We start from the raw sequence: 25,039 nt of genomic DNA on the forward strand, positions 1-25,039 counted from the left end.
TCGATACAGTCAACATTGATGTCGCCTGATACACCGCTTTCGCGGGAAAGCCCGCTCCTACTACACTCGCCGGATTCGCAAAAAAAAGGGCGACCCGAAGGTCGCCCAAAATTTACAACGAGAGTTCTATAGGGTGAGGCTGCCCCGCTCCTCCTCGGTCAAGCGCTGGCGCGCCGACTCATCCAGCGCCCCGGCCCCCAACACCTGCACCGGGCTGTTCGGGTTGTACCCGGCCTCCGGCGTGCGGCTGGCGCCGTCGCGGGTCGGCGCCAGTTGCTCGGAGCCGAAGCTCAACACCTGCACGGTGAATACCGATGCCTGATTCTGCCGCGCCGCAGCCTGTTGCTGACGCGCCACGTCCTCCGCCGCCTGGGTGGCCGACGACGCCGCGGAACTGGCCGAGGTAATCGCCCCGGTGTTCACCGAAGCGGTCATCGGCACACCGGTCGACTTGCCTTGGGTCTGAATGTTCGCCGCGTTCACCACGGTCAACGCCGCGATGTTGACGTTGCCCGACACCCGAATCCCCGCCTCGCCGGCATCGATGGTGCCCAGCGGAGCGATCAGGTCGATGTCACCCGGCGCTACTTCCGGAATCGGATTGAGCGTGGCGATCCCCGCGCCGGTACTCGGCACCGATGGCGACAGGGTCACATTGCCCCAGGTGTCGTACAGACGTTTGGGTGGCGTATAGACCACGGTGGTTTTCGAACCGCGACCGGCGTTGATATCGCCCTGGGCCGACCAGCCGAGGATCGAGCCGCCAAAGGTGGTCATGATCCGACTCTGCCCCAGTAGAATGTTGTTCTGTGCATACAACTGGATATCGCCCTCGCCCTGGGTAATGACCCCGGCGGTGGACGGCGGCGCGTTACCCTCGATGCCGAAGGTCTGCCCGCCGCCCGGCGTGAGCATCTGGATGCCGCCGCCGAAATCGGTGTGCACACCCGCCCCGCCGAACATGGTGATATCTCCTTTGTAGGTGATCGCATTGCCCGCCACATCCTTGGTCGGGAACAACAGCGCGATGGCCTCCCGGCCCCGCAGGTAGCTGCCCTGGCGCACGCCGCCCACTTCGTTGTACTCACGGCCACCGGCCTTGAGCTCGGCGAAGTACACATCGCGGGCAAACACCCGTTGCTGCTCGGCCGGCAGCGTCGCGAAGTAGCTGCGGGCCTGTTCGGTGTCGCCGCTGAAGCCGAAGCGTTTCTCCAGCCAGTCCACCAGTTCCGCCTCGTAGGTCTTGGCGACCTTGCCGTCCTGGTTCGCCAGGGGCACACCGGCCAGGGCCTGGTTGGCCGGGTCCAGGTACGCCTTGACGAAGCGCTCGTAATCCGCGCCGTTGAGGCCCGCGCCGGCTTGTAGCACCAGGCTCGCGCCGGGGCGCGAATCCCCTGGCACCACGGCGCCGAGGCTGGTGATGCTGACCTTGTCGTCCATCAGGATATTGCGCCCGGCGGTGATTTCCAGCAGGCCGGGGCCGGCGACATTGAAGCTGCTGTAGAGGATGTCGCGCCCGGCTGACACGATGGAAATGTCGGTTGGATTGTTGTGGATGAAGAGGTTGCCGGCGCTGGTGTAATTACCCACGTCGGGGTTCTCATTCAGAGACCCGCCCAGCGGTATGCTGCTGCTGACAATGTCTCGCCCAGCCATCATCCGTACAGGTCCGGCGCCTTCGTACGCGATTCGCCCCGGCCATCTGCCCGTAGAGACTGATGTCATCGACCGTCCAGTGGCGACTGCCAGCAAGTCACCTTCAAGCGCATAGAAGCGAGCAGGATCGACATTAAGGGCCCATTCGCTGGAAGCGCTGCTGGTGTCGAAGGCAAGCAGCGGCAATATGTTCGCATCAGGGCGCGCGAAGTTACCATCGGCTGAAAGATTGCTGGCCTTTATGACGAAACCATCGACGATACCGACAAAGGCCGGCCTGAACGGTGTGGCCAGGGCTGCAGACGATGCTCCGGAGCGACTGACCGACATATCGCCGCCGTAGATGGAATCGCCGGCCATGAATTGCAGTTCACTATTGACGCCGGGAGCAAGCAACAGGGCTGGACGATTGACGCCGTTATAGCCTCTGTCATACAGTTCCGAGGACTTCCCGTAGTAAAGGCTGCCACTGGCTGCCACAGCTCTCAGGATGGACGGATAGACCACCGCCAGATCCGTTGCGGTGCTGAAGGTGAGAGGCGTCAGGTTACCTCCCGACGACCACAAGTCGACCGCAGTATTGGCCGTCCACAGCGTGAACCAACTGACGCCCGATCCGTTGGTGTTACCGTCCTCGAAGCGTGAGGCACTCATCATCGGCGCCCGCCCCGGATCGGCGACGTCCATCACCACAAGGTCGCCTGAAGTCGTCAGATCGAAGGCAGCATCGCCCGGCATGAGGGTCAGTCCACCGGTCGCAAACCCTCGTGTGGATTTGAAGGAATCGTAGGCCCGCGTTTCTCCAGGTGACTGTACTGCGACAGCATTGCCGTATTGAAGGTCGATTCGACCAATGGCGCCGCTGTCGATCTGCGCGTGGCCCCGCAGGTTGATGACCGCGCCGTTCAGATGCCCGTTCACGAACAGGCCCTCGGGATTCAAAGCACCACCCACACGCAGATTGAGATCACCACCGCCGGTCAGTTGCAAACTCCCATCGGCACCTACCCGCCCGGTGCTGCCCACGGCAAGAACCAGTCCTTGACTGCGGCGGTTGCTGCGCGGCTCAAGAAGACTCCCCGCCATTTGATCGAGCACACCAGCATCACCCGCCACTTGAACATTCAGATCGCCCCCACCCAGCGTACCGAAGCCGGTAAAACCAACCATCAGGTCAGCATTGACGGGATCCTGCGCAGCGGTGTAGCTACCAAAGTTGATCCACCACGCGGATGGTTGTGCCCCGGTACCCGTGGCGACTGAACCGTTGCCTTGACGCCACAGCCAGTTACCGACGTTGACCGTGTCGTAGCCGCTGTCGAGCAGGTTGGGCCGCCCATAATTGCTGCTGGAAACATCCATGGCGTTGCCGATCAAGTCACCGCCGACCTTCAGGGTCAGGTTGCCGCCTGAGTCAGGGTACCAAGCGCGATAGACACTGTTGACGCCGCCGTCCACGAATTGCTCGTTTTCGCCTGTATCGTCATTGAGCACTTTACCTTCTGCACCCAGTGCCTTGGGCTGGTTGTATGGATCGCCGGCGTAGGTTGCGTTGGCCGAACTGCCGGCGGTGTAGACCCCATAAAGGGAATCCATTTTCAGATCACCTGCCGATAGCAACTCAAGGTCTGCCGTGCCAGTGCGAATGACACTCCAGCGTTGGCTGCCCGGCTTATATCCGGGGGGACCATCCTCTTCACAGCGAGACGGGTCGTCGATGCACAGATTAGGATCGCCGAACCCAACGAAGTCCACGGGTTGCCCCACCATACTGGTGTCACCAAAAAACTCCAGCGATCCTGCTTCGCTCCACACCATATTTGGCACGCCAAATACACCGTAATGACTGTCAGCCAGATGAAGATCGCCACGGGCCGATGCAGGCTGCACGACCCGGCTGTCCGCCGCCTGTGTATCGGCGCCCGCCACGAGGCGCAACGACCACGACTGCGAGCCCTCTGCCAGCATCGGTGCGATGGCCCAGTTGCTCCCCGCCACTTCCGGACGCAACTGCACCGACTCGACACCGGCCGGCAGTTTGATGTCTGTACCTGAAGGAATTTTCGAACCCACACTCAGTCCCAGGGGGCCGTTGAGACGCAGGACGTTGGTCAAGCCATGGGGCGCGTCCGCAATGCCTGGCAATGCAACGCCTTTAGGCCAGATCAGGCTGCCGATGGTTGCGCTGCTGCCCAGCAGGCTACCCGCCCCCAGCACTGTTCCTGCCTCGAGGGTCTGAGTCGAAGCCAACAAGGTGCCGGCCGCGAACAACAGGTTACCCAAGGCGTCATGCACCGCCGCGGCCAGCACCGTACCGGCCGGCAGCACCAGTGGCTGATCAAGCGTCGCGGCGACCGGCAGACGTGTTCCCGCCGCCAAGGTCGCGCCCTTGAGCGGCACGTCGAAGTTGAGCACCGAGCCCGCCGGAAACGCCGTATCGTCCGCCAGGGTCACGCCGGTACCGGGCACAACGATATCGCCCGCCGCGAAATCAATGCCCGGCAACAGCACCCAGCCTTTGTCATCGTTGCTGGCCCGCGGCTGGGCGAACCCGTCGGTGATGCTGCCGTAGATGTTCAGGTCACCCCCGGCCCGCAGTGTCAGGCTGCCGGATTCGCCGGAGCCGTAGACTCCGCTCAGAACGTTATGCGGATTGAGACTCTCATAGCGATAGCGCGAGAGGTCCAGGTCACCCTGGACCACCAGGTCACCATCGGCCGTCGCACTCACCACCTCCACGCCGGGGCGCAGATGCAACACGTCGCGGTAGCGGCTGTTGTTCAACCCGGCGAGTTTGCGCTGCAACAGATCGTTGTTGCCGAGGGCGTTAGTGATAAAGGCGGTGTTGTCCTTATGGGCGAATTCGTCCAACCAGGCCTGATCGATGACCTGATAAGGCCTACCGCTGGCCGCCGGCACGTCGATCAGCGGCGCGTCGCTGTATTGCCACATAGCAACCAGCGAGATCGAGCGGGCGCCTTGAATATCCAGGGCGCCACTGGCATCGACAGCCACGTCGCCACCCGACACGCCACCCAATCGAGGTACATTGAGCTGCAACGTCCCGCGAGCACGACCGTCATTCATGCCGGGCGCGCCGCCCAGCGCGATCTCGGTGCCGTGGCGCAGGTCGATACGGGCACCGTTGCCCAGGGTCAGGCGCCCTTCCCTGGCGGTCAGGTCGACAATGGCCCGGTTCGGCGAATCGATGATCTTGCCGTAGCTGTCTACACGCAGGCGTCGACCATGGGCGTCGAGCACAGCACCGCTGCTCAAGGTCAGGACATTTTGGGCGGCCAGATAAATGCTGCCGACCCGCTCGCCGCTGGCGTCCACCGTGCCGTTGACCAACAGGCTGCCGTTGTCCAGGGATACATCGATGGTTGAGGCCTTGAGTTCGTTGCCGATCACCAGGTCGCCCTGCTTGAGCTGGAAACTGCGGGAGCCAAACACCTGCCCGTCGTTCAACCGTTGGTTCAACGCGGCGAACTGCTCACTGAGACTGCCGCTACCGCCCAGGCGTTGGGCCTGGATTTCCACGCTACCGGCCAGGTACGGCATGGCGGTACCACCGGCGTCATATTCGCCCGTGCTGCTGCCGAGGATACGCCCTTGTAAATCGACCACTCCGGCCGCGCCGCCCAGGGCCACCGCACTGAGCCGACCGGCCTGGTTGTGGAGGGCCGAGAGGTCGATGCTCGAGCTATCGGCCTGGCGGATGTTGCCGTTCTGGCTTTGCAGGATCACCTCGCCACCGGCGCTGTAACGCGTGACATCGTTGAAGGTTACCGTGCGCCCCGCCACATCGATTATCGCCTCATCAGCCAGGGTCAGGTCATCCGTCGCGCTGAGGGTCAGCTTGCCGCTGGGCAGCACCACCGCACTGGCCAGGTTGAGGCTCTGGCCCTTGAGGGACAACTCGCCGCCAAGCCCGGGGACGGTGCCCGGCTTAGCGGTTGTGCCCGTTACATTGACTGTGCCGCCTGCAGTGATGCGGTTGACCGATCCGGCTTCACCGGTGAGCAACGGAGTGAGGATATTCAGGTTGCCGCCGCTGTAGGCGTAGCCCGTTTTCGCGTCATAGGCCCCTTGGCTTTGATACACCGCCAGGCTGCCTTTGTGGTTGGCCGTCAGGTGTTCGCTGGCGCTGAGGTTGATGTTGGCGAATCCCAGTGCAAGACGGTCCAGGGTGGTGACCGAGCCAGGCTGGGTGAAATCACCGTAGCCAAATTCGATGCGCTGGGCCTGGATATCCAGGCGACCGGCACCGGTGCCGGCACCGCCGGCAATCACCGAACCCGGCGCGCCAACGGCACCGTTCCAGATCAGGTTGGCGGTGCGAATGGTCGCCACGTCATTGGCGCTGCCGGCGCCATAGATGGCCGGGGTGCTGAGCATCAGGTTATTCAGGCGCGACTTGCCTGTTGTCGGGTCAAAGGTGTCGAGACTGGCGGTGCCGTAGAAATTCAGCGCCTGACTGGCCGACAATTCGAGGGTTTCCAGGGCCGGAGCACCGTATTCGGTGTCCCCGCGCAACAGGCGATCGAGCACGGTCTGGCTCAGGGTCAGCCCCGCCGGCAAGACCTGGCGCGTCGCCGCGTTGCTCAGGGCCTGGGCGGTGCCGACGTTGATGTTGCTCAGGGCCAGGGTCAGGTGACGGGTGCCGTAACGCACCTGATCGTCCAACTCCAGGCTGCTGCCGGACGCAGCAACGATGCTGCCTTCGGAGTGAATCCGGGTCACGCCGTTGCACGGTGTCAGGCTGCACCCGCCGATGTTGACCGTGCCACTGGTACCTGACAAAGGGGCCAATACATTGAGCAAGCCATTGGAGGCGGCCAGCAAGCTATAGTTTTGGAACTTCACATTGAGGTTATAGATAAAACCATCACGGACATCGTAAGCGGCCTTGCCCCGTCCGATGGTGTTGATGGCGGCGCCTTGTTCCACCAACAGTTCGCCGCCGTCGGCCAGGAGGAATACCTCAGGCGCCGACAGGGTCGCACCTTCACGCAGCGCGACACTGCGGGACACCCTTTGCGGCGTGATGTAGTTGCCACCCTGGCCATAGAGCACCGAAAACTGGCCGCCAATCACCTGACGCGAAGCATTCAACGCATTGAGGCTTTCGGCATTGAGGGTCACGCCCTCGAAGCCGGCCGTGGCCCCCCACCCTTCGGCGACCACCTCCAGCGCGGTACCATTGCTGGCGACCACCGCGACGGTTCCGCCGTACCCCCCGGTCTGAGGCGCGAACTTGCCGATGCCCTTAAAGGAGAAGGCCTGATCTGCGGCGCCTTTTGCAAAGTTTAACTTCAACGTCTTGGCATCTACCGGCAACAAAGCCCTGGGAACGCCCAAACGCGCGGCGTCGGCCACAGCGAACTGGGCGTAGCTGGTTTCGTTGTATTGCGAGTAGCGACGCAGCACATCTCCCGAGGTCAAGATGACTTGGCTGGACAAACTGTTGCGCTGCCCGGTATTGACCACCGACAGCACGCCGGCGGTGGTCCATGAACCGTTGCGCATCTGTTGCGCGCTTGAAGTGGAGCCTTGCCCCGCCAAACCGTTGACCTCCACCCGGAATGCTCCCGGCAGCAAAGCATAGGTGGACGGCATCAGGGTGTAGGTACCGGCAGCCAGCCCGGGCACACCGGCACCTATGGTGATTTGCTGACCTACCCTCAGATCCACCGCGCCCCCCTCAGGGGCGACCGGCGCATACTGGCTCTGGTTACCCGGCACGATGGCATAGACCGGATTGCTGGACAGCCCCGGTAAGGTGAAACCGCCATTAGCACCGATTTGTACCAGCGGGTTGAAGCGAACATCGGTGGAACCGCCTCTGCCAGAGATAAAACCGGCGCCGAGCAATTCACCGCCACCAGAGAGGTCGAGCACTGAGCCTTCCTGGGCCGCCACCGACTTGCCGCCGAGAATCACGCCGATATTCAGGTCACCATAGTCGGAGAGCACCGCGCCTTGCCCTAGCAACACAACCTTCTTGCCAGCGTATTGATAACTCTGGCCATCGACAGTGCCGCCATAAGGCAGCACCAGCCCCAGGCCGCTGACCGAAGTCAGGCTTCCCGGTAACAGCTCCACTCGATCAGTGGTACCCAAGCCATCGTTTATGCCGACTTCAATCAACCCCAACGGTGCCCGTACCACCCCGCCCTGCTCAATCTTCGCACTGCCCAGTTGCAAGCGGCCAAATGCCGAATAAGGCACTGCAGGTGTGACCTGGGTAGTACGCTCAATGACCAGACTGCGTTCCGGGTCATAGACAGGGGCACTGGCACCTGTATACCCCGCCAACACCCGTGCTCCAACCCCGGTCGCCGGATACAGCTGCGCCGCTTGCAACACCATGTCCGAAGGGGTCAGCAATTGGGTGGTAAAGCCCGTAGGCAATCCCTCACTGGAGAGCCCTGCCAGGAATCGCAAATCACCCCGACTGCGTAGCTGAACCCGGTCGAAACCGGCGCGTTCCAGCTCGACGGTATTGCCGTCGGCCTGCCTCACCGTGCCTTTGCTACTGAACATCACACTGCCCTGCACATCCAGCAGGTCCGCGTTGACGGAAAACACCGCCTTGTTCGCCAATCGCGACACCCCGCCGCCATCGACCACTGGCCGGGTATAGGGGTCAAAACTCGGTCGAGTCGTCGCCAGCCCTGTCGCAAGTGCCATCAACACATGGGGTGCATTGAGCTCGACCCGGGTATTGGCTGGCGCGGTTGCACTCAATCCAAAGCTGCGGGCGTACAGACTCAGGCTCTGGCCAAGGGACATCGACAGGTCGCCATCGACGCTCATCAGGCCGTTGCTTAACAGGGACAGGCTATCGAAACCACCGGCCTGGACCTGATTGACACCTAACCGCCCGTGACCATAGACCAGCGAGTCTGCCGAGGTTTCAGCCGTATCGCTCAGTGGGCTCGCCTGGGCAGCGCGCGCCAGCACCAGTTCACGCACCTTCAACACCCGGTCACTGACCGCACTCTTGAGGTAATAGGGCGTTTCCAGCGCTACCGACAAACTACCGCCGGCGGCCCCTGTTCCACCCGAACGGGCGCTGAATGAACCGTCCAGGTACAGACCATTGGCCGACGCCAGGGAAATACTGCCGCCACTGCTTGCCACAGACGTACGCCCCTGGCCTGGAATATCCAGCACAGCCTGGCTGCCATCCGCTTGCAAACGCGCACCGTCGCGCACCACCACAAACAATTCGGACGCCGAAGTCGATCCTTTCGCGGCATCGATCTGGCCGCCGATGACAATCTGCCCGCCGTCGCGCACCAGGCCGTAGGTCTGACCGCGCATGTCCCGAGCTGTTACGGCCCGGCTCGATACATCGATCAGTGCTTGTTCACCAAGCCAGATGGAACGACCGTGGCCCTGGGCATTGACTTGATCGCGGACCGTATCGCTGACGCTCAACTCGGTAAGACTGACCCGACCGCCCCAGGCGTTGAGGGTACCATTGGCGGTCAGTTGACCGATGCTACGCACATCGATGTTCTGGCCCGGATCGACGCTGATCACGCTGCCCTTACCCAGATTCAATACCGTGCTCGCCATGCCGGCGGCGCTGGAGTTCGCGCTACCGCCAGTGAGGCTAAGGTTCGCACCACGACGCTGGGTAAGGACGCCTTTGATCGCGTCTTCCTGATACAGCTCCGGCGTCCAGCGCCGCAAAGCATCAGCCGGTTCTGCATCGCTGCCGGTGCTCAACGCCTGCTCGCCAAAACGGTACACCGGCATCGTCACATCGAGCCGGGTCCCGTCGGCCACCGTCAGGCCTTCGTTACCGGTGATGTCATAGGCCGAGAAGCCTTTGTCGAAGAAGTCACCGCCCAGTTGCAAGGTGCCCGGTTCAAGCGGCGAGCCGCTGTTGCCGATCAGCACTTTATTGGCCGCTAGCTTCAAGGTCCCGCCACCGCTCACTCCGGTGCCGCGCAGTTCACCGTCAAGGTTCAAGGCGCCGTTACCGGACGATGCGCCGGTACTGGCGGTCAGGGTCAAATCACCGCCCTTGCCGCCACGGGCCTTGCCATTGGCCATGACCGCGGCACTAGAGCTGACATCGATCACGCTGCCCTGGTGCACATCGATGTCGCCGCTGCTGCGTACGGACACGGTACCGCCATTGATGAACGGCAGACCCTGGCGGTCGTTGCCATCGAGCAGCAGGTTGCTCCACCGGCCAGCGGTGTTCAACGTCACGCCCTCACCCAACTTGACCGCGGCACGCTGATCTGTGGCGGGCGAAAGCACGACGTCTTCCATCTGGAAATTATCGGTTCTGATCTGTTTAAGCACATTACCCAAGGCAATGCGACCGCTTCGGGTCGTCAGGTCGGCGTTCATTTCGATCTGCGGTGCATAAAGCGTGATGTCGCCGCCATCGGCTACCTTGAGTGCACCATCGACCTTAATGCCCTCAAGCGCCGCCACCTTGACTGCCCCGAGTTGGAAGCCATTGAGCAGCGCGTTATCCAGCACCAACTTGCCTTGCCGGTCGCTGCCGACCACTGAGGTCAGGTCCAGGCCCGCGGCAATCTTGTCGGTTACCTTGCCGACGGTGACCTGATCAAAGGTGGGGTTCAGGCCGCTGTTGATCACACCGCTGGTCTTGTCATAGATCGGCGTGTAGCTGCCCACCCACAACTGGGCCCGTCGGGCCACGGCGTTTTGCGATTGCTGGTAGCCATCGAGGTTGAGGTTCGGCGCCTGGGTCTGGCGTTCACCCTGGTAGACCTCGCCGACGATCTGGCCTTCCAGCAAGGCGTTGCGGGTCGACACCACCAGCTTGCCGGCATCGCGGCCGACGGTGTAGCCGGCTTCGAAGCGCTCTCGAGGAGCGATCAGCGGGTTGTAGTAGTAATGGGTCTGGCCCCAGCGCTGGCTGTGGTCTTCGTAGCCCTTGTAGATACCGGTGTAGAGGATGTCCCCTGGCGCCCGGGACAATTCATACAAGCGCCCGTTGGGGCCCTTGAGCCAGGACTGGCGTAGGTAGCCGCTCTGCACATCCAAAGTGCCGCCGGACAAGTTCAGTTGCGCCGCTTGCTGGGTCACCACGTCGTTACCGGTGAACGTCAGGGTGCCGCCCTGGGCCGCCCATTCGCCAACGCTGTGGCCTCGGGTGCCCAGGTAACCACCAACCTCCAGCAAGCCACCTGCTGTGTACCAACGATCCGTGGCGTAGCCATTGGTGCCCGCCGGCACGTAGATCAAGTCACGCACGTCCACCCAGACATCGTTGTTGGTCAGCTTGCCGCCTTCGCGGTTCACCGGCGCATCACGCTGTTCGTTGCCCTGCACATTGACCTTGATGGAATTGGATTCCATCGCCACCTTGACGCCGATGGCGCCGGACACATCGATCACCGCGCCATCGCGCACCAGGCTGCGACCGGTGGCGCTGACCGCGACCTGGCCGCCGGTGGCCAGGGTAATGGAGCCGTTCTGAAAGTCGACGCTGCCGCCACTGACGATCTCGACCCGCGACTGATCGCTGCGGTCAACCACGCTGCTGAGGTTGTTGAACTGGCCGCTGATCAGGTTGTTCGGCGTGCCATCCAGACCGGCGGGCCCGGCGTTGCGCTGGCTGTCCAGGGCGCTGCCGCCCGCGGCATCGAGCAGCACCGCCGTGGCGCTGCCCTGCCCCAAGGTCACGCTGCCGCTGCTGTCGCTCGCCGCGCGTTGAGCAGGTGCACGGTGCCACGGGTGTCCACCGAACTGCTGGCGACGGCCACGCCGTTCTGCTGCACGCGATGTCCAGTGAGGGTGATATCGCCTGTGCTGGCCTGGATCAGGCCACTGTTGATCACCGTGCCGGCGCTGCTCCCCGGCTTGAGCGAGGTCGCGACCTCGTTGCCACGGGTGGTGGAGCGCAGGTTGCCGCTGGTGCCCTGTCCACGTCGGATGTAGAAGCTGTCGCCCGCGGCCAGGGTGGTCTGGCCCTTGGCGGTGATAATTGACCCGGCGTTCTCTACTTCGGAACCCAACAACAAGGCATAGCCGCCCCCCGCGGTGGAAGTGGCGGCGCGGTGGGTTTCGATCAGCGCGCCCTGCTGCACTTGGACTTTGCCGGCGGCGTCAGTGAAGGTCGGCTGGCTGCCGGTGGCATCGACGTACAAGCCGCGCTGGCTGAATTGCTCATCGCTGATGTTCGCCGCCACCGCCGCCAGGTTGCGCACGTTGACCTGGCTGCTGCCGCTGAACACGATGCCGTTGCGGTTGACCAGCATCACCGTGCCGTTGCCCTTGATCTGGCCCTGGATCTGGCTCGGTCGTGCCAGGGGATCGTTGACCCGGTTGAGCACGGCCCAGTCCGACTGCTGCTGGAAATCCACCGTGGTGTTGCGCCCGACGTTGAAGGTTTCCCAGTTGAGAATCGCCTTGTCGGCGGTTTGCTCGATCTTCACCGTGGTCTTGCCATCGGCCTGGGTCTGCTGCGGTCCCTTGGCGTTGAGCCAACCCTGGGTCAGGCTGTTATCGACCTTGAGCCCGCCATCGCCCAAACCATCGGACACCACTTGAATCTGGCCGAGCGCAGCTTGCCTACCCGCAGCCTGGGCCGCCTGCTGAGCCGCGATGGCGGCCACGGTGTTGTTGAGGTTGGTCAGCGAACGTTGCAACTGCGCATTGGCCCGTTGCTGCTGCGCCAAGGGTGGCGGCATGCCGGGCTGCGCCGTCGTGGGCCGCCCCGCGCCACCGGCCTGGGACGCGCCCTTGTCGGCAAACCAGGCTGAACTGAACGCCGTCGCCGCATGGGCATTGCCGGCCACCATCAACAACGCAATGACCTGGGCCAGCGGCTTGAGCCGCAACATCGACAACTCGCCATCGCGACGTGGAGCATTCAGGTTCGTCTGGGGTTTGCAGCGCAGCATCCTACTCATCCTTTCGGTTTGCTCTAAGGGGGCGCAACGCAGTGCTGTCAGGCTGCCAGCGTTGGTTATAGGGGATAGGCAGTTACAACCGCTCGGGACCGAACGGATGTCATGAAAATTTCATATGGCTGTGTTGGTGCGGGTGCCACGCGAAGATCAACAACGACCCCGGTCATTGCTGATTGATGTTGTGGATCGCTCCAAAGTGGTTTACATCGGACGACCGATGCCGTTGCAGACGTTGGGGTTGCCAACGCTTAACGGGTTGGTAGCCGACCAGAAGGTGGTCTGAACCGCCAGTTTCCAAGCGGGTGGCAATGGAACCAAGCGGTTAGCGGTGATAGCGGGGTCATTGCTGACGGGAGGGTGCGGGATGTAATGGCGACGGAGGAAGTCTCTTACTTGCGCGCTCTGGGTGGGGTCGGCATAGCACTGGCTGAAGATCAAGTTAGTGAAACCCAGGATCGGGTAGCCTGTGGTCGGGTACGCCACGACGCTTGGATCGTTGGGGTTGGTGGTTGCCGCAAATATCGGCACCCAGGCGTTTGGGTTGGCACGGTTGGCAACAGCGGGATAGGGAATCGAGGTGATGGCTGCCTTGACGTTCGCTGGTGCTGGAGAAACACCTGCAACTTGAGCCACTTTTGTCGCGTCATCCAAACCGGCCAACGTCGACGCCGCATAGGCGGGACTCATATAGGTGATACGACCTTGACCCGCGTTAACCGCATTCATGACACCTTGGCTACCGTTTGCTGATACCGCACCGGCTGGCAAGCTGCCGCTATAGCTGGAAGCGAAGTTGGTGGTGACGGCGAACGTCCCGGTTTCGGCGCACTTGGCATTCAGGAAACGGGTAAACAGCTCCGTAGTGCCACTGGAACCTTGAGGATAAACAACGGTAATCGCGCCGGTACGGCCTGCACCGGTGATCTGGCTCCAGTCAGTAAGCCGTCCGGAGAAGATGCCGCACAGTTGATTAACGCTCAAATCGACATTAGCAGTCCCTGCTTTATTAAAAGGAATAGCAATCGACGTGGCTGCCGACGGTATCTGGATCAATGGCCCCCAGGTCGCACCGTGAGCGCTGACGTAGGTATTCAGTTCGGTAGCGGTGAGCTTCGAGTCGCTAGCAGCCCAGTGCACATTTTTGCTGGTGTCGCCTGGCACGAACCGGGAGTAGTCGTTGCTCAGGAACGCTGCCTTGCCAGCTCCACTGCCCACACCGATGTAAGGTGCAAAACCGGCGGTCAACACGCCGGGCGTTTGGTAAAGCAGCTGAGGCAAAGTAGCGCCGCCACCATTGACATCTGCCATAGCCAACGGCGCGCATATACCACTGCACAACAATGCTACAGCCTTGGAGAAATGATTGAGCATGACAAGACTCCTGTCTTGGAATGCTGCGCCTGGCCCGAGCAACCCGAGCTGTAAGCGCAGCTGAAGGGTATGAAACGACCACCGTTAACTACAAAGAGATCAGCAACGGCTTGCGCCGTTGCTGATCGGTGTTGCGTGTCGCTCAGATGTGGTGTTACAGCGGACGACCGATGCCGTTGCAGACGTTGGTGTTGCCGATGCTAAGAGCGTTGGTTGCGGTCACGAAGCTGCCACGGATGGCGGACTTCCAGGCCGTTGGGAGCGGTACGAAGCGGTTGGCAGTAATTGCTGCGTCGTTGCTGTTCGCTGCCGTGCCGTTGTAGTGACGGGTGAAGAAGTCGCGCACCTGCGTGGTTTGCGCAGCGTCGGCGTAGCACTGGCTGAAGATCACGTTGGTGAAGCCCAGGATCGGATAGCCGGTGGCTGGGTAAGCCACGACGCTTGGATCGGTCGGGCTGGTGGTGGCGGCGAACACTGGAACCCAGGCGTTGGGGTTGGCGCGGTTGGCAGCGGCAGGCACAGCGACGGCGGCGATGGCTGCCGACACGTTGGCAGGCGCTGGCGAAACACCGGCAACCTTGGCGACTTTGGTGGCGTCGCTCAGGCCAGCCAGAGTAGTGGCCGCGTAGTCCGGGCTCATGTAGGTGATGCGACCTTGAGCAGCGTTCAAGGCCGTCATCACTGCCTGGCTGCCGACCGCGGACACAGCATTGGCCGGCAGGCCACCGCTGTAGCTGGAAGCGAAGTTGGTGGTGACGGCGAAGGTGCCGGTCTCGGCGCATTTGGCGTTCAGGAAACGGGTGAACAACTCGGTAGTACCGCTGCTTTCACCACGATAAACCACGTTGATCGCACCAGTACGGCCCGAACCGGTGATCTGGCTCCAGTCAGTCAGACGACCCGAGAACACGCCGCACAGTTGATTGACGCTCAGATCAACGTTGGCAGTGCCGGTTTTGTTGAACGGAATGGCGACCGAAGTGGCCACCGAAGGCACCTGGATCAATGGACCCCAGGCAGCGCCATGGGCCGATACGTAGTTGCTCAGTTCGGTGGCGCTGAGTTTGGAATCGCTACCGGCCCAATGCACATTCTTGCCGGTGGTGCCGGCCACGAACTTGGTGTAGTCGTTGTTCAGGAAGGCCGCTTTGCCGTTGCCGCTGCCGACACCGATGTAGGCGGCGAAGCCAGTGGTCAGTACGCCAGTGGTCTGGTACAGCGGTTGTGGCAGGGTCGCGCCACCACCGTTGATGTCAGCCATTGCAGCCTGTGCCGAGCACAGGGCAGCGAGGGTCAGGGATACCGCGAGAACGTTGCGCTTAAACATGAAGAATCTCCTTTCGTCGTGTTCGTACGTTGGGTGAGTTGCTCGTGCATGACGCCATGGCGCTCAAGTGCTGTGCCCGGAACCGCGAGGGTTGGACGGCGTATGGGGTGAGGCCATGGGTCAGAAGTTCGCAGCTTCCAGTGACAGATAAAGGAAAAAACCTCGGGAGCCGGAGGTTGATTTTTCGGCAAATTCTCGGGTGTTCGCGGGGGCTTTCAACGGTGTTTGCCGCGAGATTTTCAGCGGTTTGGCCGAAGCTCGGCTGGAGGGCTTGATGGGGCGTTGTACATGACAGAACGGCGAACCCGAGGATGGCTCGGGTGATGGTGCGAGGCTTGAAAATAATTTTGTGTGGGTGAACAAAATCTTGTCGTGTTGTGCCATGACCCATTTACAGAAACCACCATCAGTGCGTTTTCACACAGACTGTTTCGGGCCATGTTTCATTTTGCTCATGCACAGATGCTTTTGTGGCGAGGGAGCTTGCTCCCGCTGGGTTGCGCAGCGACCCCAATCCCGGCGATCGCGGTGTTTCAGACATACCGCATGCCCAGGCTTTGCGACTGCTGCGCAGCCGAGCGGGAGCAAGCTCCCTCGCCACAATAAGTGCTCTCACCCCAGACTTTCGTCAGCCTTGCGGATCGAGGTTATCCAGCACCCGGTTCACCGCCAACTCCCCGAGCATGACCACCGATTGAATCCCCAACATTATGTTGCGATGGGGCATGTCCATTAACCCGGCGAACTCACTGAGCATCATGCTGGCCGATGCCAGGGATTCGCAGGCGTTGACCAGCAGGGTTTCGTTATCGACCTTCGCACCCACGTGGTAAATGGTGCTGGGTTTGCGCGCAGTGTCTTTGGGGGTGGGCGGTTTGAGGTAGTGGTCGAGGGCGCGGTCGGCGGCTTCGTGGAGTCTTTTCGAATCGAGGGATTCGTAGGGGGAAACGTCGTCGGGTGCCGGAGGATTTGGCGTTGGTTTGAACATAGATGAAACTCCTAATTGAAATTAAGGAGCCGTCACCCTCGCTACCAAACGAAAGGTGGTGGCCATACGCGGGTTGGTAGACCGGCAATTAGGACCCGGCGCTCCCGAAGGAGCCCTGCGCATGGCCACCATAAAACTGAGACCTGAAAAGGCCTGCAATGGTGGCGCTATGCGCCTAATTGTCGGGCTACCAAACCCGATCGCTGTTTTTCAGCGACAGGGAAACGATATAGCCCGGGCCACAGGCGCACTAGCCGGCGGATTCTGGCGTAGTCGTAGGCAACGACGCAAGAATGTGTAGCCTGAGAGAGTGTCTGGAGATGTGTGTTAAACGCCTTCGTTTAATTCCCGACCAGAACTCAGCCATGCCTTTCACTGCACCAACTGATTGATCTCGATGATCGGCAACAGCACCGCCATGACGATCACCAGCACCACGCCGCCCATGACCACGATCATCAACGGTTCCAGCAACGCGGTCATGCCCATGGCCCGGCGTTCGATGTCCCGGGACAGGGTTTGCGCGGCGCGCTCGAGCATCGGTGGCAGCGAGCCGGTTTTCTCGCCGCTGGCGATCAGGTGGATCAGCACCGGCGGGAAGACTTTCTCGACCCGCAGCGCAGCGGCCAGGTTAACGCCCTCGCGAACCTTGGCCGTGGCGTCGCTGACGCTCAAGCTCAGGCGGTCGTTGGACAAGGTCTGGCGCGCCGCTTCCAGTGCCCGCAACAACGGCACTCCGGCGCCACCGAGGATCGCCAGGGTCGAGGCAAAACGTGCGGTGTTCAGCCCCAGCACGAAGCGCCCGATCAACGGCAAACGCAGGATTCGACTGTGCCAGCTCAAACGCGCCGCCGGGTTGCGCAAGTACAGGCGCCAGCCCCAGAACCCGCCCGCCATCACGCTGAAACACAACCAGCCCCAGCCGCGAATGAAGTCACTGGCATTGAGCATCGCCAAGGTCAGCCCCGGCAGGTCCTGCCGCGCCTGGGAAAACGCGCTGACCACCTGCGGCACCACGTAACTCAGCAGGAAAATCACGATGGCAATCGACACCAGCCCCACCACACCAGGATAGATAAACGCGGTGAGAATCTTGCCCCGCAGGTTGTTGCGCTCTTCGATGTAATCGGCCAGCCGCTCCATCACCTGGGCCAGGTCACCGGACTCCTCGCCCGCCGCAATCAACGCCCGATAGATCTCTGGGAAATCCCGTGGTCGCGCCGCCAACGCTTCGGCCAGGCGCATGCCGCCGCGAACATCGGCGCGCACCGCGCTCAAGGTCTGGGCGATGTGTTTGCGTTCGGCTTGTTCCACCGTCGCGCTCAACGCGGCTTCCAGCGGTAGGCTCGCACCCAGCAGACTCGCCAGTTGCCGAGTGGCCCAGGCCAGGTCGTTGTCCGAGAGTTTGGCGCTGAACAGTCCGCTGCCACCGCCCGCCGGCGTGTTGCTCTCGACCTGCACCAACAACGCCGTCAAGCCACGGCTGCGCAATACACTGAACGCCGCGCTCTGGCTGTCGGCTTCCAGATGGCCGGCCTCGATCTTGCCGTTGGCATCGGCGGCTTCAAAACGGTAGCGGTTCATCAGGCGTCCCGTGTCACGCGAAGGATTTCTTCCGGCGCGGTGGCACCGCTGCGCACCCAGCGCTCGCCGTCTTCACGCATGCTGAACATCCCGGCCTCGCGGGCGGCGGCTCTCAAGGCCTGCTCGCCGGCACCCTGATGGATCAGCGTGCGGATGTCATCGTCGATGCAGAACAGTTCGTGAATGCCGGTGCGACCGCTGTAGCCGGTGTGGTTGCACGCGGCACAACCGACCGGGCGCCAGGTGCCGGGGGCGGCCGGGTCTTGCTGTTTGCAGTGCTGACACAGCCGTCGCACCAGGCGTTGCGCGAGTACCCCAAGCATCGATGACGCCAGCAGAAACGGTTCGACGCCCATGTCGATCAGCCGGTTGACCGCCGACACCGCGTCGTTGGTGTGCAGGGTTGCCAACACCAAGTGACCGGTGAGCGAGGCCTGCACGGCGATTTGTGCGGTTTCCAGATCGCGGATCTCGCCGATCATGATGATGTCCGGGTCTTGCCGCAGAATCGCCCGCAGCGCCAGGGCGAACGTCATGTCGATCTTGGCGTTGACCTGAATCTGGCTGATGCCCGGCAAGTCGTATTCCACCGGGTCTTCAACGGTGAGGATGTTGCTGGTGCTGGCGTCCAGCCGTGCCAGCGCGGCATACAGGCTGGTGGTTTTGCCGCTGCCGGTGGGGCCGGTGACCAGCACGATGCCGTGGGGTTGGCGAATCAGGTGGTCGAGTTTGGCCAGCACTTGCGGGTCCATGCCCAGGGTTTCCAGTTGCAGGCGCCCGGCCTGTTTGTCCAGCAGGCGCATCACCACCCGTTCGCCATGGCCGGTGGGCACCGTGGACACGCGAATGTCGATCGGCCGCCCGGCCACGCGCAAGGCAATGCGGCCGTCCTGGGGCAGGCGTTTTTCGGCGATGTCGAGTTGCGCCATGATCTTGATCCGCGACACCAATGCACCGTGCAGCGCCTTGCGCGGCGAAACCACATCCCGCAGCGTGCCGTCGACCCGATAGCGCACCACCGAATGGCTTTCATAGGGTTCGATGTGAATATCGCTGGCCTCGTCCCGCGCCGCTTGCGTGAGCAAGGCGTTGATCATGCGGATCACCGGCGCGCCGTCCTGAGTGTCCAGCAGGTCGGTGATTTCCGGGATGTCCTGCATCAGCCGGTCGAGATCGACTTCGTTTTCTGCCGCGCCGACCACCGCCGCCGCGCTGCCGGTGTCGGCATAGGCACTGGCGAGCAAGCCGTCCAGTTCTTCGTCGCGCACCCGCTCCAGCCGTGCCGGGCCGAACTGACGCCGCACTTCGCTGATCGACCAGCCCGGCGTCGACGGACACACCGTCAACACCGCGCCCTCTTCCCCAGTGCGCAGCAGGATCCGTTGGGCCTTGGCCCAGGCGTAGGGCAACGCGCTCATGAACGACCACCCTCTCTCGAAAACACCACAACCTCTGTGACCAGTGAGCGCTTTGTGGCGAGGGAGCTTGCTCCCGCTCGACTGCGCAGCAGCCGCAATCTGGGTGCATGCGGTTTACCAGAAGGTTTGAGGTTGCAGGTTTTGGGGGTGCTTCGCCCCCCAACGGGAGCAAGCTCCCTCGCCACAAAAAACAGTCCATTCATTGCATAGGTGTTCATTGGATGGGCACCGCACGAATCGTCGCCCGTGGCTGCGAACTCGAAACCGGCGCCGACCCCGGCACACCCTGCGCCGCCGTCGGCAATTGCGGTGCCTGCATGTCCGGCATGGCCCAGCTGCGCTCCGGTTGCATCCCGCCCTGGGCGCGGCGCATGAAGTCGTAGCGGTTGAGGGTAATCGCGCGCCCGGCGCCGCTGTCGCGAATGATGTACGGACGCAGGAACACCATCAGGTTGGTCTTGGTGATCGCCCGGCGCTCATTGCGAAACAGCGCCCCGATCCCTGGAATCGTCGACAGCCATGGCACCGCGTCATTGCTTTGGCTGTAGCCGTCCTGCAGCAAGCCACCGAGCACCATGATCTGTCCGTCGTCGAGCAAGATGCTGGTGTCGATCGCGCGCTTGTTGGTGACGATCCCGGCGGCGGAAGCGCTGTTGGACGCGCGCTCGTCGATGCTGCTGACCTCCTGATAGATGTCGAGCTTGACCGTGCCGCCTTCGGAAATCTGTGGCCGCACATTGAGCTTCAACCCGACCTCTTCACGGGTCACGGTCTGGAACGGGTTGTTGCTGGTGCCGCCACCGCCGGTGACGTAGCTGCCGCTGACAAAAGGAATGGTCTGGCCGACAAAAATACTCGCCGCTTCGTTGTCCAGAGTCAGCAGGTTGGGTGTCGACAGCACGTTGGTTCCGCCCTTGCTCTTCAAGGCGCGGGCGAGCACTTTCAGGTCGAGGATCTTGCCGATGCCGGGTATGTCCACCGTGCCGTTGACGTAGCCAAGGTTGAGGCCCGCGGGCAACACGTCGATGCTGGTCTTGGCGTTGGTATTGATCCCCGAACCACCAAGGTTGGCACCACCGATGACGCCGTTGCCGCCCAGATTACCGGTCTGCCATTGCACGCCGAATTCACTGGCATCGTCCTCACCGACTTCGACGATCAGGCTTTCAATCACCACTTGCGCACGACGCTGGTCGAGCATGTCGATGACTTCGCGCAGGTTGCGGTATACCGGTTCCGGTGCGGAAATCAGCAAGGTGTTGGTGGTGCCGTCAGCCTGGATGGTCACGCCGCCCGCACTGAAGGCGACGTTCTGTTCACTCTGCTGACCGCTGCCGGTCTGGCCGCTCGAGCCGCTCGAGCCCTGCCCGTAACCGGTGCCGCCCGTGGTGCTGCTGCCCGACGTAGAGGTTTGCGTGCCGCTGCTGCTCTGGCTGCCGCTCGTCCCGTTCTGGCCGCCGCTGGTGTTGCCGCCCATCGCGCTGAGTACCGAACGCGCGCCATCGCTGCTGCCGCTGTCGCTTTCCCCGGTGAGCAAACCGCGCAGGGCCTGGGCCAGTTTGGCGGCCTGGGCGTTGCGCAGGTACACCACGTGCAGGTTGCTCGGGTTGCTTTGGGCGTTGTCGAGTTTGTAGATCAGGTTGCGAGCCAGCTCGGTGCGTTCCGGGCTGCCGGCACGGATGATGATCGAGTTGGAACGCGGATCGCCAATCACCGAAATCTTCTGCGTCGGGTCGTTGCCCGGCGCCTCCAGCAAGTCCGAGACCATGCCGGCGATGTCCGCTGCAATACCGTTCTGCACCTGCACCACGTCGGTGTCGATGGCGCTTGGGCTGTCGATGCCCTGAATGATCTGCGCCACCCGCGACAGGTTCTCGGCGTAGTCGGTGACGACGATGGTGTTGTTGCCGGGGTAGGCGTTGATCGGGTTGTTCGGCGATACGATCGGGCGCAGCACCGGGATCAGGTTCACCGCGTTTTCGTATTGCAGGCGAAAGGTGCGGGTCAGCATGCCGTTGCCGGCGGGTTTGTCGGCGCTGTAAATCGGCCCGCCGAGCAACTTGGCATCGGCCTCCGGCACCACTTGGGAAACCCCACCGACATCGACCACGCTGAAGCCCTGCATGCGCAAGGTAGCGAGCAGCATGTCGTAGGCCTGATGCGCTGGCACCTGCCCTTCGGAGACCAGCGTCAGGTTGCCTTTGACCCGTGGATCGACCAGAAACTGGCGACCGGTGGACCGCGACAATGCGCGCACCACCGCCGGGATATCGACGTCGACAAAGTTCAGCGTCACCGGTTGATTACCCAATGGATTGCTCGCTGGCGCGCTACCGGCAGGCACTGAATTGCTGCGACCGGGGCTGCTGATTGTGTGTTGCACGCCTGGCGGCTGCTTCAATTGCGCCTGGTTTTTTTGCCGATCCGCCAATGCATCGCCGGTGCGGTTGGTGTCGGCCAACGGGCGTCCCAATTCGCTGTCCACCAGCAACGGCGGCTGTTGCGTCGTCGCGGTGTTGCTGCACGCGCTCAGTGCCAGCAATAAAAACGGCGCGGCGATGCGGCAGTGACGCGCATACAGAGAACCTGACCACTTCATGAAGCTTCCTTAGCGCCAAGCGCCTGATCCATGCGAACGGTTCCGGACAGAGTGCCTGCCGTGTCATTGGGCAAAGGTTCGCCTGCGCGCTGCAAACGAACCTCGACCACCTCAAGGGAAAATTGCCGGGGATTGACCAGCAGCCAGCCGACCACGGCATCGGCCGGGGCCTCGTCGAACGTCAAGCGCCAGGCTTGGGGGGTTGCGGTGTCTGGCACCCGCAATTGGTATTGCCCGGCCAGGCCGCTGGCTTCCAGGCTCTGGCGCAGTGATTGTTCGAGGCCTTGCGCGGTGGGCGCCCGCGCCACCTCACGCAGCAAGACCTCCAGCGCTTCGGCCTGAGAACGCAGCTTCGGCGTTTCGGCCTGCCAGTATTCGATCTTTTTCAGCGGCGGTTGAATCAGCAACAGCCAGGTCAACAAGCCAGCCAGCACCAACGCCATGCCCGCGACCATGCGTTTCTCGCGCAGGGCCAGGCCTTGCCAGAGCACTTGGGTGCGGGCGTTGAAGTGCTGCCAGCGCGCACGGTAAATCCCCAGGGAATATTTACTCATCGTCGGCTCCGCTGGCGGTGTCTGCGTCGCTGGCCGCAGCCTCGGTGGCCGGGCGCAAGGTCCAGCCATCTTCGGTGGCGTTGATCGCAACGCCGGCCTGGGTCAGCGCGGTTTGCCATTGCTTGTCGCTGCCGGTTTTGCGCGCATCGCTCAGCAAACTCAGCTGCAATTCGCCCTGCTCAAACACCAGCTGTTGCACGCTGCCGGCGATGAAAGGCATGCCGCTGCCGGCCTGTAGCACCAGGCTGGCGAAGCGCTGGGTCGGGTCGGTCGCGGCGCCGCTCTGGCGGGCGGCCAATTGCTGACGCGCCTGTTGCAGCGGATTGAGGATCACCGGCAGCTCAGGAAAGGCCTGCTTCACCCGCTGGTTCATGTGCGTCTTGAGTCGTTGGCCTTGCGTCGCTTCGCGAGCCGCGTACAGATTCAGTCCCACGGTCCAGACCGCCACGGCCATCGCACAAAAGGCCGCCGCCCGCCCCCAGCCTGGTTGGCCGGCACGGCGTTGTTGAATCCCGCCGTGCAAGCCCCATCCGGGCAAGGCACCGGTCCAGCGTTGTTCGGCGGGTAAGTGTGTGATCGTCTCCTCCGACAATGCTTCGCCGATCCATTGCACGCGGGCGCCGTTCTCCAGCAACAGATCACTCAATGCCTCCTCCACCGCCGGGTGTACGACCGCGTGCTGAAGGCTGTGACGCACCAACAGATGCCCGTCCCGAACACAGGCCACCGGGCCATCCGCGACAGGCAAACAATACGCACCCGAGTACAAACCGCGCAGGGTCAATCGCGCCATCCGCAGTAGCTGACCGAACTGGCTCAGCCATTCCCGGGACAACCACGCGATGTGCACACGCCCCTGCTCGTCCCGTGGGCTGTGAGCGATGTGCATCTGCTCGCAGGCCCCGAGGATCAACGCCTGCGCCGCGCACTGCACCGCTGCCGTGGTTTTGCTGGCCGGTAAAATCGGCAGGTCGATGCTTGCGAGCAAGCTGTCCTGAGGGTGCAGAAAAAATGCAATCGCCGGGGTTTTCCCGCTCTGGCCCAATTGCAGCAAGGTACTTTGACCCTCGCGGGTCACCTGCCCCTGACGGTCCAGCCAGGCGAATTCCAGCGGGCTGTCGAGGGTCAGATCAGCCAATGGCGGCAAGGCGATGCGCAACTGATTCATACGCCCACCCGTGACCAGATCACCTCGGGCAAGCGGTCTTCGCTGCGGTGTAGCAAGGCATCGAGGCGGACCCGACGCTGATCGCTGCGAGCCTTGCCGCGCAAGCGAAACCAGTCACTGGTGATCCCGACTTTGACGGTCGCCAGCTCCAGATTCGGCATGCGCAGACGGTTGACGAAATCCCCACGATTGATGAACCACTGGCCGCCGTCACGCTCGTTGATCAAGGCCTGGGCGCGCTCGATCGACAGCCCCGGCACATAAGCGGCCAGCACCGGTGCGCTGGCGGTGTTGCCGTTGAGCCAGGTATTGGCCGGGAGAACGGTCAGGTAAGGCGTGATCTTCGCCAGCAGCGCGTCATTGATTCCTTCGACACTGCGCAGATCGTCGAGGCTGCGCAGCATCGGGTGCGTGGGCAATTGAGGTTTGCGCACGGCATTCGGCGAGGTATCGCGGCCGCTGTCAAAACCGCTCTTGGGCGGGGCTTTGTCTGCCAACTCAGGGTTCAACAGGCGTGGATAAGAAGCAATCACCCGCTGGCTGATGCGCTGGCTCAGGGTTCCGTTGACCCCGATCAACTGGCACAGGCGCTGGAAATTCACCAGTTGTTGCTCGTCGATTCGTTCATTGGCGACCAGGTTGCGCAGGTTGAACTTGCCCTGCTCGTCTTCCAGCCGGCCTTCGAACGGCAAGTCACGACCGTCATAACGCGCCATCACCAAGGGCTGCGCCCACGGCTGATCGAGTCGGGTCAACGGGTCACGTCGGCGCGCCTCCCACAACAGCTGTCGGCTGATCTCGATGCCGCCGTGCAGCACCCAGGCGCCCTGCACTCGCAACTGCTCAGCCTCAAGGCTTCGGGTAAACACCGTTTGCCGGGTGAGCATGCCGCCGGCAATCACCGCCACCACCGCCGCGATCAGCAAGGCACTGATGATCGCCATGCCGCGTTGCTTCGCCACTGCCAACGAATAGGCTTTCATGACCGCGCTTACAACTGCCAGGAGCCAATATCGGCATTCACGCCCTCGCCGTCCGGCTGGCCGTCGGCACCGAGGGAGAAGATATCGACTTCACCATTCGCGCCCGGATTCAGATAGTTGTAGGGACGGCCCCACGGGTCATTGGGCAGGCGCTCCAGATACGAACGCCAGTTGCTGTTTTTGGCGTCCGCCGGGCGTTCGACCAGCACTTTCAAGCCCTGGGTCATATTCGGATAGGTGCCATGGTCCAGGCGATACAGCTTTAAGGCTTGCATCAAGCCGCCAATGTCCTGTTTGGCGGCCGTGGCCCGCGCCTGGTCTGGACGGTCCAGCACCTTGGGCACCACCATCGCCGCCAGAATCCCGAGAATCACTACCACCACCATGATCTCGATCAGGGTGAAACCTTGCTGCCCCCGAGGCAGGCGAGGCTGCTGATTCAGCAACTTGAAGCGCGCGATATCCATCCCGACATTCC

11 protein-coding genes and 1 pseudogene are annotated in these 25,039 nt (G+C 62.4%); all 12 read right to left on the minus strand.

Annotated features, from left to right (window positions below; translation table 11 throughout):
* Window positions 1-126: 126 nt before the first annotated feature.
* The 12 genes and pseudogenes from PSH65_RS17515 to gspG all read right to left on the minus strand — a co-directional run bounded on the left by PSH65_RS17515 (window position 127) and on the right by gspG (window position 25,028).
* A pseudogene (locus tag PSH65_RS17515) lies at window positions 127-12,560 on the minus strand (filamentous haemagglutinin family protein).
* Between the two features lie 210 nt (window positions 12,561-12,770).
* On the minus strand, window positions 12,771-13,940 hold the full coding sequence (locus PSH65_RS17520; protein WP_305421500.1) for a substrate-binding domain-containing protein: 1,170 nt from the start codon (window positions 13,938-13,940) through the stop codon (window positions 12,771-12,773).
* A 154-nt stretch (window positions 13,941-14,094) separates the two neighbouring features.
* Window positions 14,095-15,267: a substrate-binding domain-containing protein gene (locus PSH65_RS17525; RefSeq protein ID WP_305421501.1), complete on the minus strand. Its 1,173-nt coding sequence runs from the start codon at window positions 15,265-15,267 to the stop codon at window positions 14,095-14,097.
* A gap of 120 nt (window positions 15,268-15,387) precedes the next feature.
* Complete coding sequence (locus tag PSH65_RS17530) at window positions 15,388-15,651, minus strand: hypothetical protein (protein ID WP_305421502.1); 264 nt, start codon at window positions 15,649-15,651, stop codon at window positions 15,388-15,390.
* 244 nt (window positions 15,652-15,895) lie between these two features.
* Window positions 15,896-16,255 (minus strand): DUF6124 family protein, encoded by a 360-nt coding sequence (locus PSH65_RS17535; protein ID WP_305421503.1) that lies wholly within the window; start codon window positions 16,253-16,255, stop codon window positions 15,896-15,898.
* A 372-nt stretch (window positions 16,256-16,627) separates the two neighbouring features.
* Window positions 16,628-17,839, minus strand: a complete 1,212-nt coding sequence (gene gspF, locus PSH65_RS17540) for a type II secretion system inner membrane protein GspF (RefSeq protein WP_305421504.1) — start codon at window positions 17,837-17,839, stop codon at window positions 16,628-16,630.
* Window positions 17,839-19,257 carry a type II secretion system ATPase GspE gene (gspE, locus tag PSH65_RS17545; protein WP_305421505.1) on the minus strand — a complete coding sequence of 473 codons (1,419 nt, stop codon included), beginning with the start codon at window positions 19,255-19,257 and terminating at the stop codon, window positions 17,839-17,841. Before gspE ends, gspF begins: the two co-directional genes overlap by 1 nt.
* 214 nt (window positions 19,258-19,471) lie before the next feature.
* Complete coding sequence (gene gspD / locus PSH65_RS17550) at window positions 19,472-21,856, minus strand: type II secretion system secretin GspD (protein ID WP_305421506.1); 2,385 nt, start codon at window positions 21,854-21,856, stop codon at window positions 19,472-19,474.
* Window positions 21,853-22,410, minus strand: coding sequence for a type II secretion system protein GspM (gene gspM / locus PSH65_RS17555; protein WP_305421507.1), 558 nt, complete (start codon window positions 22,408-22,410; stop codon window positions 21,853-21,855). Before gspM ends, gspD begins: the two co-directional genes overlap by 4 nt.
* Entirely contained in the window at window positions 22,403-23,578 is a 1,176-nt protein-coding gene (gspL, locus tag PSH65_RS17560) for a type II secretion system protein GspL (RefSeq protein ID WP_305421508.1), read from the minus strand. The genes gspM and gspL overlap by 8 nt, the downstream gene beginning before the upstream one ends.
* Window positions 23,575-24,561 (minus strand): type II secretion system minor pseudopilin GspK, encoded by a 987-nt coding sequence (gspK, locus tag PSH65_RS17565; RefSeq protein ID WP_305421509.1) that lies wholly within the window; start codon window positions 24,559-24,561, stop codon window positions 23,575-23,577. Before gspK ends, gspL begins: the two co-directional genes overlap by 4 nt.
* Window positions 24,562-24,569: 8 nt before the next feature.
* Window positions 24,570-25,028: a type II secretion system major pseudopilin GspG gene (gspG, locus tag PSH65_RS17570; protein ID WP_007901208.1), complete on the minus strand. Its 459-nt coding sequence runs from the start codon at window positions 25,026-25,028 to the stop codon at window positions 24,570-24,572.
* Window positions 25,029-25,039: the final 11 nt, after the last annotated feature.

Origin of the sequence: Pseudomonas sp. FP603 (genome assembly GCF_030687415.1) — a bacterium.
Taxonomy (GTDB): domain Bacteria; phylum Pseudomonadota; class Gammaproteobacteria; order Pseudomonadales; family Pseudomonadaceae; genus Aquipseudomonas; species Aquipseudomonas wuhanensis.